Here is an 18,672-nt window from a genome sequence, read left to right as displayed (position 1 = left end):
TAAGAGCCTTCATCCCAAAAAAAGAACCCTAAACCCCCAATTTGGGTTTAGAGCTCTCTCACTACTATTTTACAACCTTAATAGTTTCAATCACGACATCTTCTTTTGGAAGATCATTCGCACCAACTTCTACATTGGCAATTTCATCGACGATGTCCATTCCTTCCACCACGTGACCAAAAACAGTATGTTTTTGATCAAGCCAAGGGGTTCCACCATTCTTCATATAAGCTTCGGTGATTTCTGCAGGGAAACCAGCTGACTTCATTTGCTCTTCAAATTGTGGATCGATTTCATCCTTTTGTACGATGAAGAATTGACTTCCATTCGAATCCGGGCCGGCATTGGCCATGGAAAGGGCACCACGAAGGTTGAATAATTCAGGTGAAAATTCATCTTCAAAGGACTCACCATATATACTTTCTCCACCCGTGCCGTTTCCATTCGGGTCTCCCCCCTGGATCATGAAGTCTTTGATCACGCGATGGAATTTAAGTCCGTCATAATAGCCGTTTTCACTATGAGTGATAAAGTTCTCAACGGTTTTAGGTGCCTGCTCAGGGAAAAGCTTGATTTTAATCGTCCCCATCGAGGTTTTCATTTCTACCAATTTTTCGTTTTCAGCAACTTCTGTTGTAAGCTGAGGGTAAGTCATTGTGTCATCTCCTTTGGATTCTTCTGCTGTATTCTTCTTTTCTTCTGTTTGTTGCGTTCCTTCTTTAGCCGAATCTTCCTTCTCTGTTTGTCCACAAGAGGCAAGTACTAAACCTAATAAACACAGGATCACGATCATCAGACGCTTCATATATGTACCTCCACATGTTACCTTTATAGTAGTTCTTTCACCATTCATTCCGCTTTCATTATAATAAAGATTGAAGGATTAGAGGAGGTTTTTTTATGAAAAACATACAAATTGGTGATTATGTCACAGCATTTTATAAAACGGGCAAGTATATCGGGGAAGTGACCGGAGAGCGTCCAGGTGCCTACGTGGTGAAGATTCTCTCCGTCGTGAAGCATCCACGGCAAGGCGATTTACATAATCCACAGGAAGTGGACGTTCCTCTGTTTCACGAACGAAAAGCCCTTGCGCACCGCGAGCAGGCGAATATGCCGGAGAAGATGGTGAAGCCGTATGAAGGGAACATTCCAGATTATAATGAATCACTGGTTTCTGCGTACCTTACACTGAAGAAAGAGCTGGAAGAAAATCCAACCCCTCACGCCCAAAAGAGCCTTGAAACGCTCCAATCGATCCAAAGAGAATACGAACTGATGTATAACCTGACATTTTAAACATAGAAGAGGGACGGACCTCAGGAAGGTCCGTCCCTCTTCTTGTTAGGCAAGCTGATTGTAAAATTTGGACAGGTCTATTCTTTCCCCGATAGTGGTAGGTTCAGCTTTATCGAGGTATTTTTTGTCTTTTTCGACCAGGTTGTAGATATGGTGGGTGGTGAGGGCATCATCTAAAGCTTTATGATGCTTTCCGACTCCTTCCCTCCCGTATTCCTGGACTGCTTTCCATAGCCCCGTTTGATTTTGATCACCAAAGAATCGTTTGTATTCCATGGACAAGTCGACGAATTGAGCTTGGAAGGGAAATGGAATGCCGGACTGTGCACAGTTATCACGCAGTACCTTCATATCCATGTTTCCCCACGTCACTACTTTGTCGATTCCTCGTGCATTCAACCCGGAAAAATAGTCAATCAAACATTGAAATGAGATTCCCGAATCGACTTCCTGCTGGTTAATCGATAAGAACCGTTTACAGCGGTTGGTCAGTTTGGGAAACGCAGTCGGTTTCACATAAGATGAAAACGAATTGGACACTTTCCCTTTCTCAACCACCACGACACCGGCTTCAATAATTTCAGGAAAAAAACCTTTGGGGACTCTATGTCGTTCCGGCATAGAAAACTCAAAATCTATGAACACAAGCTGTTCCGCTTTCGCCACTATACTCCCTCCTCAAAATCTAGATAAGACCCCAATTTATATATAATAAAAAAAATTCATACTAAAAATAAAATTGGTACTTACTCCAATTTCCCACACTTCTTATTCTTACATTATATCATGATGAACCTTTAAATTATGACTAATTCCCGGTTTTCCCCGTGAATAAATGTTATTGGGTGGACTGGAGTCTCCATCTTTAATAAAATGAATATTTAGGTATACGAAATATATTCCATACAGAAGGTGTTAACCATTTCAATCAAAAAAAAGAATTTGACGATTATGCTCATGGCCAATTTCCTGGTTGCGGCCAGTGCGACGATGGTTTTGCCGTTTTTATCTCTTTATATTGAAACCTTTGGTACGTACAGTCATGAATACGTTCAACGCTGGTCAGGATTTGTGTTCGGGGTTACATTCTTAACGGCTTTCTTTATTTCTCCTTTATGGGGACGGATCGGAGACCGCTTCGGCTATAAACCGATCCTTCTGATTACTGGATACGGAATTGCCACGTCCATTTTTCTAATGGGCTTTATGGATTCCGTTTGGGGGCTTTTCGTCCTTCGCATGATCATGGGTGCGGTGACAGGTTTCATTCCCACTTCGATGGCCCTCATTTCCGCTCAGACTCCAAAGGAAGAAGCAGGACGAACGCTTGGCACCCTGCAAATGGGAACTGTTTCAGGGGGGCTATTCGGTCCAGTCATCGGTGGTTTACTCGCCGATAATGTAGGTTTTTCCTACACATTCATTTTCACCTCCATTGCCATTGCCATTGCAGCTACCGTTGTTTTACTTGGCATTGACGAGCAACGGAGCAAAGAGCAACGGAATCAACGAAACAAGTATTCAAGTATTGAAGTGCTTCAGCATATTTTCAGTCATAAATTATTAGTGACCGTTCTCTTACTGTCATTCCTGATTCAAGTCGCAAACTTCAGCATTCAGCCTCTTCTCGCCCTCTATGTAGATGAGCTAACCTCTTCTAGAAATCTGGCATTTTTGGCTGGAATTGCGTTCTCTGCTACCGGGTTTGGCAATTTACTTGCGACGAGACGGTGGGGCCAGCTGGGTGATGACATTGGTTATGAAAAAGTTTTATCGATCCTTCTTGTTCTGGCCTCTATTTTCATTGTGCCCCAAGCGCTGGCTGTAGAGCTGTGGCAGCTTGTCCTGTTCCGATTCTTATTCGGCATCGCGATCGGAGGAATGATTCCGTGTGTGACCGCTTATATCCGTCAGGAAGCTCCATTAAGTATGCAAGGGGAAGTGCTCGGGTATAATCAAAGCTTTCGTTTTCTCGGGAACGTGGTCGGCCCTGCTTTTGGCGGGATCGTGTCAGGATATATTGGGATTTCTTCCGTTTTTTATATAACAGGTGCTTTATTCTTAGGCGCATTTGGATTATTATGGTGGAGTATGTGTCATTCTAAAACGACGAGCCATGTGAAAGATTACTAGAAAAGTAGAGTGAGAAATGAGAGTTTTCGCAGGTTATATAACGGTTATAAGTTTTATGCTCATCTTTTTTACCACATTATTTTTTGCGACGGATGAATGGAACAAAGTACAAAGCTTTCAAAATGAATTAGAACACTCGGTAAGTTCCGATACCTTAAATCTTAATCGCACCAGCTTACTGCTGGATCAGAATGGGAAGGTATTTTCCGAAGTGAATCGTCCCTTCCGGTTATATATTCCGGATGAACAGATCCCCCCTTTTATGAAGGACATTCTTGTCGCTTCAGAGGATCAGCATTTTTATGAGCATGTCGGATTCGATGCCGGAGCGATTCTTCGGGCTGTCGTGAAAAACCTGGTATTCACCCACATTCAACAGGGTGGGAGCACGATTACACAGCAGCTTGCAAGAAACCTGTATCTGGGTCAGGAGAAAACGTACAATCGTAAATTGACCGAGTTATTTTATGCCCATGAAATTGAAAAATCATTATCCAAAGATGAAATATTAGAGCTTTACCTGAATGTCATTTACTTCAGTAATGGAGTTTACGGAATTGAAACAGCGTCACAGTATTACTTTCAGAAAAGTGTAACGGAACTCAATCATGCAGAGATGGCATTCATTGCATCGATTCCCAATAATCCGGGGAAATATGATCCCATCGATCATTTCGATCAAACGAAAGTTCGTCAGGAACGGCTTCTGGATATTCTCGTCAGTACGGCTAAGCTATCAAAAGAAGAAGCAGCAAAAATGAAAAAAGTACCGATTAGCTTAAACGTTCGCAAAAAAATCGATTTATATCCTGATTATGCTTTTTATGTGGAAAGTGAATTAAAAGATCTGATTTCGATTCATGAGGGCTACAAAGTGGAACTGGCAAATGCCTCCTCTCCAAAGGAAAAGGAGAAAGTGGCACAGAAGCTCGATGAACGTTTCCAGGAAGTGATTTCCTCAGGGGTTCAAATTCAAACCGGACTGAACCCGGAGCTGCAACAAAAAAGTGTGAAGGCTTTAAATGAACAGGTTCAGCAAGAGTTACAAGGAGCCACTGTCACCATCGACAACAAGACAAGGACCATCTCGGCTATGACCGGGGGCAGGAACTACCAGAAATATAACTTCCATCACGCATTTCAAGCTTTCAGGCAGCCTGGATCAGTGATTAAGCCACTTCTTGTTTATGGTCCGTATATCGAGAGGTACCAGGCTTCCATCACTGAAAAGGTAAATGGGAACCGGTATTGCCTCGGTGACTATTGCCCTGTGAACTATGGAGGGGTTAATCCCGGACCAGTCACGTTAAAACAATCGCTGGCTCAATCGTTTAACGCCCCTGCATTGCGCTTGATGGAAAAAGTGGGCATTGAAGAAGCCTTCAAATCCTTATCCTCTTTCTCATTTGAGAAGGTGATCAGCGAGGATCAAACCTATGCCGCGTCCGTAGGGGGATTCACCTATGGGATGAGCCCCCTTGAAATGACAGATGCATATACGTCCTTTATAGATGGGATGTATAAAGATAGTCATGCGATCATTCATGTGAAGGACAATAAAGGAAACATCCTTTATCAATGGAAGAATAAGCCGAAGAAGGTTTGGTCCGCGGATACAACCTCTAAAATGAGAAAAATGCTGGAGGAAGCCGCTACTTCCGGAACTGGAAGAGCGGCTTATGTATCAAAGCCCTATGTCGGGATTAAGACAGGCACCACCAATAACTATCATGACTACTGGGTTATGGGAATGACCGATACCTTCACTACCGGTGTATGGGTCGGGCATGACATTCCCCGTAACATGAGTCAGATAGAACAGCAGCGACCAAGTCATAAGATTTGGAAGCAGATCATGGAATGACAAAGAGTCTGCAGCACGTGCTGCAGACTCTTTGTCTATAACTTCACCTTCGACATGACCGGCAAACTGGCCATCACGCCATTGTATAATTTCAAGCACACAAAGAATATCGTTAAAAATAAGGATGACCACGAAAACACCTGTAAACCCACGACTCCGAAGAGCCCTATTTTGGAGAGAGACGGACTTATTTTATATACAAAATAAATAAAATAAACGACAGAGCTCAAAGCAAAGATAATCAACAGCCCCAGGAAGGATTTCAGACTCAGAACTGACACCAGACCACCAATAAAATAAATCATCGAGCCTGTTCGTACACGGTTATACAATTCACCATCTGAATCCATGGAGAAAAACAACATCGAAATACCATTGATCGTCTCCGCTATCAGCTTCAAAGCAGCAAATACCATAAAAAAAGCAACCATTAACAAAATCAAAATCGCGAGCTTTAATTGCATATCCGATAAAAATTCCCTCATTCCGGGATAGACACCAATTTTCTTAAAGATGTCTACGAATACTTCTACACCATACACAGAAAATGTAAGGCTAAATAATAATATTGAAAAAAGAGGCAAATAACTTGTTAAGTATGTATTTTTCACTCAAAACTCTCCCATAACGATTCTTCGACCACTCTCATCATAATCGTTTAGGAGTATCTTGAAAAGGGTATAGAAACAGAAGGAACAGTGACTATTTGCCTATCACTTGTTTCACTGCAAGGATAAAAAGACCGCCCTTCTATGAGTGCAGAAAGGACAGTCATTTATTGCTGAGGACGGGAATGTGGTACGACACGGATATATTCTCTCGATCCAAATGGTTGTCTTTGGCGAATGGGGTCTTTCGTTATTTCTTCTTCCACTTCTTCCGTTTCACCGTATTGAACAGGCCTGATGTTCATACTGGTCGGGTCTTCCATTTCGATCATGCCTCTATTAAACCGATCTTGTGATTCAATTAACCACGCAAAGCCAAAAAAAGTAAAGAATATGGTCGTAACCGCTACCGTTTTCTTTTTCATAACTTCACCACCTTATGGATAGGATTCTCCAATTTGACCGAAACTATTCTGTAATCGGTCGTATTGCCGGAAAAAAACCAACAAATTTCGGGTTGTATTTTCCGTCTATCTACATATTTAATACTTCATGAACAATTTGATATGTATGGAATCCTGAGTAATGCACGCATTTATTTTTTACGTTATAATGCTCTTTGAGGTTCAGCTTCGGTCGAGGTTTTTGAAAGAAGATCCATATTTAAAAACAGGAAAGACATTAGACCATGCTTTAGAATAAATAATTTTACATGAGGGGGGTTTTATATGACTTTGTTACACTGGGCTATTGTTTCGCCTTTTTTATTTGCCATACTCATTCCATTTCTTTATAAGGCATTTCGGAATGTACATACCGGTTGGTTCGTTTTATTATTGCCAGTCGTATTATTTACTTACTTTTTTCAATTCATCTCCATTACTAAAAATGGAGATACCGTCAAGGAAACCTTGGAATGGATGCCGTCCTTTGGTATCAACTTCATCGCCTACGTTGACGGACTGGGATTACTGTTCGCCCTGCTTATCACAGGGATCGGTTCACTGGTTGTCCTGTACTCGATATATTACTTAGATAAGAAGAAAGAACAGCTACATAACTTTTATGTATATTTAATGATGTTCATGGGAGCGATGTTGGGGGTTGTCCTATCGGATAACTTGATCGTTCTTTATATGTTCTGGGAATTCACATCCATTTCCTCATTCTTATTGATCGGTTACTGGTATCACCGTGAGCGGTCAAGGTACGGGGCCCAGAAATCCATGCTCATTACCGTCTTTGGTGGACTGAGCATGCTTGGGGGATTCTTACTTCTCTATCTGATGGCCGGGACCTTCAGCATCAGGGAATTAGTCATGCAATCCGATCAGCTGATGACAGAAGCACTTTTCCTTCCGGCATTGCTTCTTGTTCTGTTGGGGGCTTTCACAAAGTCCGCTCAATTCCCGTTCCACATTTGGTTACCGGATGCCATGGAGGCACCGACACCGGTCAGTGCGTACCTGCATTCTGCCACAATGGTTAAAGCCGGAATTTACCTTGTTGCCCGCATGAGTCCTGTATTTGCTGAATCAAGTGTATGGCTTTGGCTTGTGGGTGGATTCGGTATCTTTACACTATTCTGGGGTTCCTTTAATGCGGTGAAACAAACAGACCTTAAAGGAATACTCGCATTTTCAACCGTCAGTCAACTTGGTCTTATCATGTCTTTATTGGGAGTCGGCGCAGCTGCTCTCCACTACAGTCAGTTAGACGAAAATATTTATATGGTTGCTACCCTTGCTGCCGTTTTCCATTTGATCAATCACGCCACCTTCAAAGGAAGCTTGTTCATGGTGGTCGGAATTATTGATCATGAAACAGGAACAAGGGATATCCGTAAGCTTGGCGGGTTGATGAATTTTATGCCGATCACTTTCACCATTGCGATAATCGGAGCATTTTCCATGGCAGGACTTCCTCCATTCAATGGCTTCCTCAGTAAAGAAATGTTCTTTACCGGAATGGTAAGGGTCCTTGAAATGGATATATTCAACCTGGATACAGTGGGCATGATTTTCCCGATCCTTGCCTGGGTTGGTAGTGTGTTCACGTTTATTTACAGCATGATTTTGGTGTTTAAAACCTTTACCGGTAAGCATCAACCGGAGAAACTGGAAAAGAAACCACATGAAGCTCCACTTGGAATGCTGATTTCTCCCATTATCCTGGCTTCACTTGTGATTATTTTTGGTTTCTTTCCAAATATCCTGTCCGAACGAATCATCGCTCCGGCAGTAGCTTCCATTACTCCCAGCCTGATTCAAGAAGGACATGCAGTCAAAACCCATATTTCATTCTGGCATGGTTTTACGCCTGAACTGTTTATGACCTTTGGAGTCATTCTATTTGGAATTCTGTTATATCTCCTACTTCCAAGATGGAGAAAAATATACTCTTGGATACCGGAACGTTTCACGTTGAATTCATTTTATGATGGTGGATTAATCGGAACCGAACGCGGAGCTTACAACTTTACAAAAGGCTATATGACAGGGTTTATCCGTACGTATCTCGTATATATCTTCTCCTTCTTGATTGCTGTATTACTGTTTAGTTTGTGGTTTAAAGGCGCATTTGCGATCAATACGGATGATTTGGCTCCGATTGGGGTCTATGAGGTGGCCATAGCGCTTTTACTTGTTATCAGCTCGGTTACAATCTTGTTTGCAAAATCCCGATTAACGTCCATCATTTCGCTGGGAGCTGCCGGATATACGGTTTCTTTATTCTTCGTGTTATTCCGTGCTCCGGACCTTGCTCTGACACAGCTTGTGATCGAGACCGTGTCTGTCGCTCTATTTTTACTCTGCTTCTATCACCTGCCTCCATTAAGCAGGCATGAAGAACGAATGAGATTTAAGCTTGGAAATGCATTGATTGCGATAGGTGTGGGACTGGTCGTTACCTTATTTGCCATTTCTGCATACAGCACAAAGCTTTCTGATTCGATTTCAAGCTACTACATCAAGAATGTGTATGAAGAAGCGGGCGGTAAGAACATGGTAAACGTTATCCTCGTTGACTTCCGTGGATTTGATACATTATTTGAAATTTGTGTATTGGCGATAGCCGCACTAGGTATTTTCTCCATGATTAAATTGCGTCTGACAAGGGGGAAAGAAGGATGAAAACAAAAACGAATGACGTCATCTTACAAACCGTAACGAACGTTGTCGCATTCATCATTATCCTGTTTTCTCTGAGACTTTTCTTCGCCGGGCACTATACCCCGGGTGGAGGCTTTATTGGAGGCTTGATGACTTCGGCAGCGATTGTATTACTGTTGTTGGCGTATGATATCAAAACAGTAGCTACTATCCTGCCGGTGGATTATAAAATCGTTACTGCGATTGGTTTACTCCTGGCAGTAGCAACTTCTGCGGGGGCACTTCTGTTTGATGTGCCTTTCCTGACTCATGCGTACGATTATTTCCATCTTCCACTGTTAGGAAAGACATCTCTGCATACAGCCGTCTTATTTGATACGGGAGTGTATCTGGTTGTGATCGGTGTCACGATGACCATTATTCAAACGATTGGGGTGAGCGAATAATGGAAATATTAATGGCCATTGTTGTCGGAATTCTTATTACGATCGCCGTTTACTTAATGTTATCCAAAAGCTTGCTCCGAATCATTATTGGAACAGCATTGTTGAGTCACGGCGCTCATCTTTTACTTCTTTCCATTAGTGGCCTAAAAGGAGGAGCTGCACCTCTTCTTGGAGAACACGCAAAATCTTATGTCGATCCGTTACCACAAGCATTGATTTTAACAGCGATTGTTATCAGCTTTGGAGTGACAGCTTTCTTCCTTGTTCTTGCTTATCGGGCATATCAAGAGCTTGGAACGGATAATATGGATCAGATGAGAGGAAACGAAGGAAATGACTAACTTATTAATATTACCCATTTTAATCCCGTTATTTACGGCGATTATCTTAATGTTTATCAGCAAATATGTGAAGGTACAACGAGGAATTTCAAGCCTATCGACTCTGGCTACCATTGCAGCATCCCTTGTACTCATCAACACCATCTCCAATGATGGAATACAAACGATTAACTTAGGAAGCTGGGTGGCTCCCTTTGGGATTACACTCGTTTCTGATATGCTCTCTGCTCTACTGGTGACGACGACTAGCATCATCACATTGGTCGTGTTACTGTACTCCTTTAAGTCCATAGGGGCAGACAGAGAACGATTCTACTACTACCCTGTTGTTCAGTTCCTGTTGGTGGGAGTGAACGGGGCATTTACAACCGGGGATATTTTTAACCTCTTCGTCTTTTTCGAAGTGATGCTGATGAGTTCATATGTTCTGCTCGTTCTGGGCGGGACAAAGGCTCAATTGCGTGAGGGAATCAAATACATCCTCGTCAATGTCATCTCCTCTGCTTTATTCGTCATTGCCGTGGCATACTTGTATTCCGTGGTGGGGACATTGAATATGGCAGATATTTCGAGAAAGATTGCTGAAGTGAATCAGCCGGGAATTCTTACAGCGATCGCTATCATGTTCCTCTTAGTCTTCGGACTTAAGGGTGCGATCTTCCCTCTTTACTTTTGGTTACCGGGCTCATACTATGCACCCCCAACACCGGTGCTTGCTTTATTCGGAGCCTTGCTTACAAAGGTAGGGATTTATTCAATATTACGAACGTACACATTATTCTTCTATCATGATATCGGGTATACGCATGAAATCCTGAGCATGTTAGCCATCCTGACCATCGTCCTTGGCTGTATCGGGGCCATCGCGTATTGGGATGTTAAGAAGATCATCATCTACAACATCATCATTGCAGTTGGTGTGATATTGTTCGGGGTGTCGACCATGAACCCTGAAGCACTAGAGGGAGCTATTTACTATCTCGTTCATGACATGATTATTAAAGCCGCCCTGTTCCTCCTGGTTGGAGTGATGATTGCCATTACTGGGACAGCCGACCTCAAGAAAATGGGCGGTCTCATTAAAGAGTACCCTTGGCTCGGCTGGACGTTCCTCGTGGCAGCCTTCTCCTTGGCAGGGATCCCTCCTTTGAGTGGATTTATAGGGAAACTATTAATTCTAAGAGGAAGCTTTGCTGCAGAAGCCTATGTAGGTGCTGGTGTCATTCTGGCATCAAGTCTATTGGTACTGTATTCTGTTGTGAAAATATTCCTGAATGGTATATGGGGAACTCCGAAAGAATACAACGGAATTTCAAAAGGTCACGCTCGTTACTTATGGATGACTTCCGCAATACTCGTCGTGTTAGCCGTATGTTACGGCTTTGGTGCCGAGGCGGTCCGTCCTCTATTCTCACAAGCAGCAGAAGTACTGGTGAATCCGAATCTTTATATAGACGCAGTGTTAAAGGAGTAATGTAGAATGGCATTTCAAATTTTATTAAACTTTTTCCTGGCCTTTGTCTGGATGTTTCTTTCGGTATCCTTTACTTCTCAGTCATTTATTATTGGCTATTTGCTAGGATTGCTTGTGATTTTTGCATTCAGAAGGTTTTTCGGCTCACGGTTTTATTTATTACGCGTGGCTGCCGTAATCAAGTTATTCTTCCTGTTTTTAAAAGAACTGATCCTTGCTAACATCTCGGTCTTAAAAACGATCCTGAGACCGAAGCTTGATTTCCAACCGGGAATCTTTGCTTTACCGACAGATTTAAAAACAGATTGGGAGATTACCTTATTAGCTAATCTCATTACCCTGACACCCGGGACACTCGTGATGGATGTATCGTATGATAATAAGATTCTTTATGTCCATGCCATCGATATCCCTGATGTCGATCAAGCCATTGATGAGATTAAAAATTCCTTTGAAAAAGCCATTATGGAGGTGAGTCGCTAATGTTACACACGATTTTTCAAATCACACTGCTATGCGTCTCCCTATCCATGCTGGGGCTTGTATACAGGGTTGTGAAAGGGCCAACCACCCCTGACCGTGTGGTAGCCCTGGATGCAATCGGTATCAATCTGATTGCCATCATCGCCCTCGTATCCATGATGCTCGATACTTACGCCTTTCTGGAAGTTATTCTCCTTCTTGGGATTCTGGCTTTCTTAGGAACCGTTGCCTTTTCAAAGTTCTTAGAGAAAGGGGAGATCATCGAACGTGAGCGAGATCATTAGATTTTTCATTGGGTTCTTTTTAGTAGTAGGAGGGTTTCTCAGCCTGGTCACTGCCTTTGGTTTGCTGAGACTCCCGGATGTATACACGAGAAATCATGCTGCTTCTAAAAGTGCGACACTGGGCGTGATGTCGATTCTTTTGGCAACATTTCTTTACTTTTATTTGGAGCATGGACACTTTAATTCGAGACTGATTCTGACGATTTTCTTCATCTTTGTGACGGCACCTGTTGCTGGACACCTCATCTCAAGAGCTGCCTATAATTCCGGAGTTAAGCTTTGGGATAAAAGCGTTCGGGATGACCTAAAAGATAAAAAAGAATATGACCGCCAAAACAGTCAATAACAAGCTTATGCGAAACAAAAAGGCTTGACCTCATGAGGATCTCCTCGAGTGGTCAAGCCTTTTTCCTTATTGTTGATACAAGTGATTCTCTACACTTCCATCCTGTTTGTGTACAACAAGCGTACCGGAATGATCCGTCACATAGTCCTTCGCCTTTGATAACAGCTTATCCTTTGTCTCTTCTACCAGGATGGCACGTTGTCCGTCTGCTTTCTTTAACTGCCAGCCGTCATCATGGGGACTCACATGATACTCCGTTTTATCCGAGCTGCTCCCCTCTTCGGACTTATGGGCCCGGTCGGTGGCAATCGCAATCGCTCGTCCCTCTTCATACCCTTCATCGAGAAGGGCGTTGGCAATCTCAATGGCTTTGTTCCGAACATCTGCAGGCAGGTTTTTCAGTGAATCAGGATAATCATTTTTTGTCCAACTCATTAAATATAGCCTCCTAATCAAATGGTTAGTTATTGATTTCCCATTTATTCACTTTTAAAACATTTGGATATGTAAGAATTTCGTTTAGCGTTTTGGAACAACTGCCATCGTACATCTTGAAACACAGATCAATTGATCGTCCTCATCCGTGATCTTAATCTCCCAAACCATTGTGGTTCTCCCTTGGTGCATCACCGTTCCTGTAGCAGTAACAAGGCCTTCACGCTTTGCTTTAATATGATTGGCGTTGATCTCCAAACCGAAGCAAATCTCCTTATCCAGGTCAATTAATTGCACCGCCCCAACACTCGCAACCGTTTCTGCAAGTGCCACTGATGCTCCTCCATGGAGGAACCCGAATGGCTGTCTCGTGTTTTCATTTACTGGCATCGTCGCAATTACTTTTCCTTTTCCCAGTTCGACAAACTCAATTCCTAACGTGCTGATTAATGTATTTTCCATGTTCATGTGAATCACCTCATAATATTTTCTTCTCTATTATCTGTTCTATAGTGGCTGTGAAAATCCTTTATTTTGCCTAAAAGGGCTTGGCCGCTCTCCCCATCCACCTTTTGTTTCATGAATAATTCCCTCTACATTTTCATACATTTCCTAAGAGCATTCCTAAGAAAGGGGTTATGTTATGTATCGGTACCATCCTTTTTACCCGCCCACTCAACGCCCCTATCCTCCTATTTATTCAAGGGCACAGCCTTCATACAACCGCAACTATCCCCCTGTTGAAACCAAAACGTTTATGTCTTCAGCAGGTAAAACATTGAGCTTGATGGAAGATGCCCAGAAAGTGCTCCAAAGAATTAAAACTTCAGATGATTTTTCATCGAAATTTATGAGGGCTGCACAGCAATCGAACCTTCCTGAAGTACATAAACTACTTCAAACCATCGGCACAAAAGTACAGCCCGTCGTCTCATTTAACCCTGACGGTGTGCGTTTAGTCTTCGATGAGAAACTTGGCCAGGTGGATTGCTGTCATTTGATTGTGATTGTCCGGTGGATGTAGGGAAGCGATGTAGTGAACCGGCTGTGAAAGAACAAAAAGCAAGGGCACATGTCCCTTGCTTTTTTTATAGAATAATGGCTGCAATCCAGCCAAATAGTATCAGTGGAATATTGTAGTGTAAGAATGTTGGTACACAGGTGTCCCAAATGTGATTATGCTGTCCATCCGCATTCAATCCGGCTGTCGGTCCAAGCGTACTGTCCGATGCCGGGGAACCTGCATCACCAAGTGCCCCAGAGGTCCCGACAATCGCAATCGTTGCGAGGGGACTGAATCCAAACTCCATGGCAAGTGGTACGAAGATGGCTGCAATGATAGGAATCGTAGCAAATGAAGATCCGATTCCCATTGTCACCAGGAGTCCTACGATCAACATGATGAGAGCAGCCAATGCCTGGTTTCCACCGATTACGTCAGCAGTCGCTTCAACCAATGTTTCGACATCGCCTGTGGCTTTTACCACTTCAGCAAAGCCTGATGCCGTAATCATCACAAAGCCTATGAAGGCCATCATTTTCATTCCTTCATTCAGTAACCCGTCGGCCTCTTTCCATTTAACCGACCCGGAAATATAAAGAACAGCAATACCGGCTAATGCTCCAAAGATCATTGATTCCAGCTGAAGCTGAACATATAGGGCGACTACGATGGAAACGAGAGCGAAAATCATCGCTCTTTTATTATAAACGACCTTGTCTTCAGCAATCACTTCTTCTGCTTCATTGTAGTCCCGTGGTTTACGGTAGCTTACAAACACGGCGATGAGTAACCCGATCACCATTCCCCCTACAGGGAGAAGCATCGCTTTCGGAATATCACCTAACGCAATTTCCATGCCGCTTGAGCCCATGTTTTGAGCGATGATTTCATGGAACTGCAAGCCAAATCCTACAGGTAATAGAATATACGGGGCCGTTAAACCAAACGTAATCACAGATGCGATTAAACGTCGGTCTATCCGTAACTCTGTCATCACCTTCAATAAAGGTGGAATCAAAATAGGGATAAAAGCAATGTGAATCGGAATCACATTTTGTGAAAAACAAGCCATAATTAAAATAGATAAAACAATAAGTGCTTTCGAAAGGGCTGTTTTTCTGGAATCGCCTTTTTTCCCAACTACTTTAAGTACCCAGTCAACAAGTAGATTCGGGATTCCCGTGTAAGAGATCGCCACCGCAAATCCACCCAGTAATGCATAACTTAGGGCGATACTTGCCCCGCCGCTGATTCCTTCAGTAAATACGGATATCGTCTCGTTTAATCCCAGCCCACCAGTCAATCCTCCGACTAACGCACCAGTGATCAGAGCGAATACAACATTCACGCGTACCAGGCTTAGTACAAGCATGACAAGAACCGCTATAACAACTGCGTTCATAACTACCTTCCTCCTCATAATTCTCCATGCAACGATATATCGTTTTGCTTTAGTCTGCTAAATTGGTAGAGTAATAAAATCACGATTTCAACTTTAACAAGATAAAGAGAGATTGTCAACACTTTAGCAAAGTAAAAGGAGCGTGGAAGGTTTTTAGCTGAGGATCTGGTTTATGGGGAGGCTCGAGTTGGTTCACCATTAAATGTCAATCGGCTGGATTCTGGTTAAAAACGGCCGGATTCTTCCCTATTCCGGCTGGATTCTGAAGAAAAATGGCTGGATTTTTGCCTATTTCGGCCGAATTATCGTCAAAAACGGCCGGATTAACAGCTTATCCTAATCGGAATCCAAGTATTATCTACAATTTCAGCCACCAAAATCATGAACTCTCACAAAAAAAAGCCTTCTTTCAGTGTCATCGTGCTTAAACACTGAAAAAAGACTCTCCATTCCGTCACATTATTTTTCTAAAGGTACAAAGCGCTCAACTAATAGTGCAAGGGTTCTTGCCATGACACCTGTTCCGCCTTTAGGACCCAGTTCATAGCTGCCTTTCGTCGTTGCCGTACCGGCGATATCAAGGTGTACCCAAGGGAGACCTTCAGCGAACTCCCCGACGAAGGCCCCACCCATGATGGCATGACCCGCTCGTCCAGGTGAGTTGTTCAAGTCGGCAATATCACTTCCACGAACACGCTTCTTGTCGTTTTCCGTATAAGGAAGCTGCCAGATGTATTCGCCTGATTCCCCTGACGCTTCCAGCACTTGCTCGAAGAACGCTTCATTATTCGTGAGTGCCCCGGTTTTGTCTTCACCCAGAGCAATGATGACTCCACCGGTTAAAGTTGCAACGTCCACTAAATAATTTGCTCCTTGATGCTTAGCATAGGTCATACCGTCAGCTAGTGCGAGACGGCCCTCAGCGTCTGTATTTAACACTTCAATGGTTTTACCGCTCATTGATGTAATCACATCGTCAGGCTTGAATGCAGAGCCGCTCACCATATTGTCTGTTGAAGGAATGACGGCAACTACGTTTTGTTCCGGTTTGATTTCACCGATGATTTCCATTGCACCCAGAACCGCTGCTGCTCCCCCCATATCGGCTTTCATTCCGACGATTCCATCTTTCGGCTTAATAGAATAACCGCCTGTATCAAAGGTGATTCCTTTTCCAACCAAACCGATGACATCTTTCCACTCATCTTTCCCGTTGTACTTCAGAACGATCATTTTGGGAGGTTCAACGGATCCCTGGTTTACTGCGAGCAGTGCGCCCATGCCCAGATGTTCCATCTCTTCTTTATCCAAAATTTCAACTTCAAAATTATATCGCTTCGCTAATTCAAGGGCGTATTCCGCTAATTTAGTAGAGGTTAATAGATTACCAGGAGTGTTCACCAGCGAACGAGCTGAATTGACTCCGTTCCCAAAGGCGGAGCCGATATGTAAAGCCGTCTCTACTTCTTTAGAGTCTTCGCTTGTAAAAAATTCGATCGAGTCTACGTGTACTTCCCGTTGATTTGATTTCTTCTTATAGCCGTGGAACTCATATGTAGACATCGTAAAGGCTTCCATAAATGCATGAGCTGCATCTGTCGCTACCATTTCTTCAGAAATAAACGTATCCAGTGCTACTGAAAAAGAAGAAACTTTCATCCCCTTTAATGCTTTTGATGCTACCCCTAACGACTCTTTTAAAGAATCAAACGTAAGCTCTTTTTGTTTTCCAAGACCAACAAACAATAATCTCTTCGTTTCCAGCTTACCAAATGTATGTACTTTGGTAACTTTCTTTGCTTTTGTAGATATGTCCCCGTCTTTTACCAGCTGTGTAAGATAGCCTTCGAACTTGAGGTCAAGCTCTTTCAGCTTCCCTTCAAATGTTGGCTGATTGTAAATCCCAACAACCAGGCACTCCTGATCAGCTGCTGTCAATTCATTTTGATTAATTGAAAATTTCATTTATCCGACACCTCCACCCTCTATTATAGCGAAAATGTCCCATTATTTCGACTTTCTAACAAACCGATCCACAAAGTTAATTAAAGAGGTAAATAGGGTATGATATAATGAGAACATTATTTGTATTCAAACAATTGAAAGGGTGGCATTTCACAGCATGGAAGTATTTTTTAATTTTCCATTATGGGCATCTTTATTTTCAATCTTTTTTGCTCAGTTTGTTAAGGTTCCCATACAGTTTATCGCGACCAGGGAATTAAATTGGTCATTAATCACCTCAACAGGCGGGATGCCGAGTTCCCATTCAGCGGCCGTAACGGCATTATCTACGGGAGTAGCCCTGGAAGTAGGCGTCGATTCACCGATCTTTGCTGTTTCCGCCATGTTTGCCATCATTACGATGTTTGACGCAACAGGTGTGAGAAGGCAGGCAGGAGAACAAGCCATTGTCCTGAATCGATTGATGGTCGATTTCCAAAGGTTCATGTCAGAAGCAAAAGGTTGGCAGAACAAGCCTGAACAGGAAAAGCGCAAGGAGTTAAAGGAATTACTCGGACACAAACCCATTGAAGTGTTCTTTGGTGGACTTTCCGGGATTATTCTGACCCTTCTTCTTCATTATTTCTTTTATGCATAGGAGTGGCACGATGAGAATTGTTTCAATCTGTCCAAGTAATACAGAAATAATCGATTACCTCGGATTAACTCCACTCCTCGTAGGAGTCGATGATTACTCCGATTATCCTGAAGATGTCCAATCACTTCCCAGGCTCGGACCGGATCTCTCCATTAATATGGATAAGCTGGAGTCCTTGGAGCCTGATTTAGTGTTTTCTTCATTAAGTGTACCCGGAATGGAAAAAAACATAGAAAATCTGGATAAGCGGAACATCCCCCACATTACGTTAAATCCTCAGAGCTTTTCTGATATAGCAGACGATCTTTTAACGGTGGGAAAAGCGTGTGGAATCGAAGAAGATGCCCTGAAACGTCAGAGTGAATTTCTGCAAACCGTAACACGCTTAAAGACGATTAGTTCCGGGGTTCAACATCCTCCATCTCTCTACTGGGAATGGTGGCCAAAGCCTGTTTTCACCCCTGGTAAGATCAACTGGTTAACCGAGTTGAGCGAGATGATCGGGGCACGAAATCTATATGAAGATGTGGATCTTGCGAGTGTTCAAACGGATTGGGAAGATGTACAAAAGCGTGACCCCGACTATATTTGTCTTGCCTGGGTCGGCGTTCAGCAGAAACGGGTCAACCCAGATATCGTGAAGAAGCGTCCAGGATGGAACGACATGAGGGCTGTTCAACAGGATCGAATTTTCGTCCTGGAAGAAGCCCTCTATTGCAGGCCGTCCCCTCTTCTATTAAAGGGAGCCGTCAAGCTTGCCGGGATGCTTCATCCAGAATTGTATAAAGAGGAACAATTACGTTAAAAAAGCACGCAGTTCAACTGCGTGCTTTTCTTAA

At 43.1% G+C, this 18,672-nt stretch carries 22 protein-coding genes; 14 read left to right on the top strand and 8 right to left on the bottom strand.

Annotation, left to right across the window (positions count from 1 at the left end):
• Positions 1-64: 64 nt before the first annotated feature.
• On the bottom strand, positions 65-805 hold the full coding sequence (locus tag ACOSV2_RS17490) for a peptidylprolyl isomerase (RefSeq protein ID WP_428976231.1): 741 nt from the start codon (positions 803-805) through the stop codon (positions 65-67).
• A 95-nt stretch (positions 806-900) separates the two neighbouring features.
• Here ACOSV2_RS17490 and ACOSV2_RS17485 point away from each other — a divergent pair, with 95 nt between their 5' ends.
• Positions 901-1,299, top strand: coding sequence for a kinase-associated lipoprotein B (locus ACOSV2_RS17485; RefSeq protein WP_428976230.1), 399 nt, complete (start codon positions 901-903; stop codon positions 1,297-1,299).
• 45 nt (positions 1,300-1,344) lie between these two features.
• Here ACOSV2_RS17485 and kapD read toward each other — a convergent pair whose 3' ends face one another.
• Positions 1,345-1,965, bottom strand: coding sequence for a 3'-5' exonuclease KapD (gene kapD, locus ACOSV2_RS17480; protein WP_428976229.1), 621 nt, complete (start codon positions 1,963-1,965; stop codon positions 1,345-1,347).
• 255 nt (positions 1,966-2,220) lie between these two features.
• Here kapD and ACOSV2_RS17475 point away from each other — a divergent pair, with 255 nt between their 5' ends.
• Together ACOSV2_RS17475 and ACOSV2_RS17470 are read left to right on the top strand one after the other, a co-directional pair.
• On the top strand, positions 2,221-3,432 hold the full coding sequence (locus tag ACOSV2_RS17475; RefSeq protein ID WP_428976301.1) for an MFS transporter: 1,212 nt from the start codon (positions 2,221-2,223) through the stop codon (positions 3,430-3,432).
• 16 nt (positions 3,433-3,448) lie between these two features.
• Complete coding sequence (locus tag ACOSV2_RS17470) at positions 3,449-5,296, top strand: transglycosylase domain-containing protein (protein WP_428976228.1); 1,848 nt, start codon at positions 3,449-3,451, stop codon at positions 5,294-5,296.
• Between the two features lie 35 nt (positions 5,297-5,331).
• On the opposite strand, the gene ACOSV2_RS17465 is transcribed toward ACOSV2_RS17470, so the two are convergent.
• Complete coding sequence (locus ACOSV2_RS17465; RefSeq protein WP_428976227.1) at positions 5,332-5,907, bottom strand: DUF5366 family protein; 576 nt, start codon at positions 5,905-5,907, stop codon at positions 5,332-5,334.
• A 164-nt stretch (positions 5,908-6,071) separates the two neighbouring features.
• Complete coding sequence (locus ACOSV2_RS17460) at positions 6,072-6,329, bottom strand: hypothetical protein (RefSeq protein ID WP_428976226.1); 258 nt, start codon at positions 6,327-6,329, stop codon at positions 6,072-6,074.
• 303 nt (positions 6,330-6,632) lie between these two features.
• Between ACOSV2_RS17460 and ACOSV2_RS17455 the strand changes: the two genes are divergently transcribed.
• The 7 genes from ACOSV2_RS17455 to mnhG are packed head-to-tail and all read left to right on the top strand — an operon-like array spanning position 6,633 to position 12,391.
• Positions 6,633-9,038 carry a Na+/H+ antiporter subunit A gene (locus ACOSV2_RS17455; RefSeq protein WP_428976225.1) on the top strand — a complete coding sequence of 802 codons (2,406 nt, stop codon included), beginning with the start codon at positions 6,633-6,635 and terminating at the stop codon, positions 9,036-9,038.
• Entirely contained in the window at positions 9,035-9,463 is a 429-nt protein-coding gene (locus ACOSV2_RS17450; protein ID WP_324745210.1) for a Na(+)/H(+) antiporter subunit B, read from the top strand. Before ACOSV2_RS17455 ends, ACOSV2_RS17450 begins: the two co-directional genes overlap by 4 nt.
• Positions 9,463-9,804 carry a Na(+)/H(+) antiporter subunit C gene (locus ACOSV2_RS17445; protein ID WP_044338125.1) on the top strand — a complete coding sequence of 114 codons (342 nt, stop codon included), beginning with the start codon at positions 9,463-9,465 and terminating at the stop codon, positions 9,802-9,804. Before ACOSV2_RS17450 ends, ACOSV2_RS17445 begins: the two co-directional genes overlap by 1 nt.
• Positions 9,797-11,278, top strand: a complete 1,482-nt coding sequence (locus tag ACOSV2_RS17440) for a Na+/H+ antiporter subunit D (RefSeq protein WP_428976224.1) — start codon at positions 9,797-9,799, stop codon at positions 11,276-11,278. The genes ACOSV2_RS17445 and ACOSV2_RS17440 overlap by 8 nt, the downstream gene beginning before the upstream one ends.
• A 6-nt stretch (positions 11,279-11,284) precedes the next feature.
• A complete protein-coding gene (locus ACOSV2_RS17435) occupies positions 11,285-11,761 on the top strand; it encodes a Na+/H+ antiporter subunit E (protein WP_113968948.1) in 477 nt (158 codons plus the stop codon).
• Positions 11,761-12,045: a Na(+)/H(+) antiporter subunit F1 gene (locus ACOSV2_RS17430; protein WP_113968950.1), complete on the top strand. Its 285-nt coding sequence runs from the start codon at positions 11,761-11,763 to the stop codon at positions 12,043-12,045. The genes ACOSV2_RS17435 and ACOSV2_RS17430 overlap by 1 nt, the downstream gene beginning before the upstream one ends.
• Positions 12,029-12,391, top strand: coding sequence for a monovalent cation/H(+) antiporter subunit G (mnhG, locus tag ACOSV2_RS17425; protein ID WP_428976223.1), 363 nt, complete (start codon positions 12,029-12,031; stop codon positions 12,389-12,391). Before ACOSV2_RS17430 ends, mnhG begins: the two co-directional genes overlap by 17 nt.
• Before the next feature lie 66 nt (positions 12,392-12,457).
• On the opposite strand, the gene ACOSV2_RS17420 is transcribed toward mnhG, so the two are convergent.
• Entirely contained in the window at positions 12,458-12,826 is a 369-nt protein-coding gene (locus ACOSV2_RS17420) for a DUF2188 domain-containing protein (RefSeq protein ID WP_428976222.1), read from the bottom strand.
• A gap of 84 nt (positions 12,827-12,910) precedes the next feature.
• Positions 12,911-13,294, bottom strand: coding sequence for a PaaI family thioesterase (locus ACOSV2_RS17415; protein ID WP_044338131.1), 384 nt, complete (start codon positions 13,292-13,294; stop codon positions 12,911-12,913).
• 175 nt (positions 13,295-13,469) lie between these two features.
• Here ACOSV2_RS17415 and ACOSV2_RS17410 point away from each other — a divergent pair, with 175 nt between their 5' ends.
• Positions 13,470-13,850 carry a hypothetical protein gene (locus ACOSV2_RS17410; protein ID WP_428976221.1) on the top strand — a complete coding sequence of 127 codons (381 nt, stop codon included), beginning with the start codon at positions 13,470-13,472 and terminating at the stop codon, positions 13,848-13,850.
• A 64-nt stretch (positions 13,851-13,914) separates the two neighbouring features.
• Here the strand turns inward: ACOSV2_RS17410 and ACOSV2_RS17405 are convergent, their stop codons facing one another.
• Positions 13,915-15,231, bottom strand: coding sequence for a Na+/H+ antiporter family protein (locus ACOSV2_RS17405; protein ID WP_428976220.1), 1,317 nt, complete (start codon positions 15,229-15,231; stop codon positions 13,915-13,917).
• Between the two features lie 202 nt (positions 15,232-15,433).
• Between ACOSV2_RS17405 and ACOSV2_RS17400 the strand changes: the two genes are divergently transcribed.
• Entirely contained in the window at positions 15,434-15,571 is a 138-nt protein-coding gene (locus tag ACOSV2_RS17400; protein ID WP_428976219.1) for a hypothetical protein, read from the top strand.
• Positions 15,572-15,690: 119 nt separating this feature from the next.
• Here the strand turns inward: ACOSV2_RS17400 and ACOSV2_RS17395 are convergent, their stop codons facing one another.
• Complete coding sequence (locus tag ACOSV2_RS17395) at positions 15,691-17,196, bottom strand: leucyl aminopeptidase (protein WP_428976218.1); 1,506 nt, start codon at positions 17,194-17,196, stop codon at positions 15,691-15,693.
• A gap of 157 nt (positions 17,197-17,353) precedes the next feature.
• On the opposite strand from ACOSV2_RS17395, the gene ACOSV2_RS17390 reads away from it, so the two are divergent.
• Positions 17,354-17,833, top strand: a complete 480-nt coding sequence (locus ACOSV2_RS17390) for a divergent PAP2 family protein (RefSeq protein WP_149157587.1) — start codon at positions 17,354-17,356, stop codon at positions 17,831-17,833.
• A 10-nt stretch (positions 17,834-17,843) separates the two neighbouring features.
• A complete protein-coding gene (locus ACOSV2_RS17385; protein WP_428976217.1) occupies positions 17,844-18,638 on the top strand; it encodes a cobalamin-binding protein in 795 nt (264 codons plus the stop codon).
• Positions 18,639-18,672: the final 34 nt, after the last annotated feature.

The sequence above is a fragment of the Rossellomorea sp. DUT-2 genome, from assembly GCF_052665285.1.
This window is presented reverse-complemented; position numbering and strand designations above follow the sequence as displayed.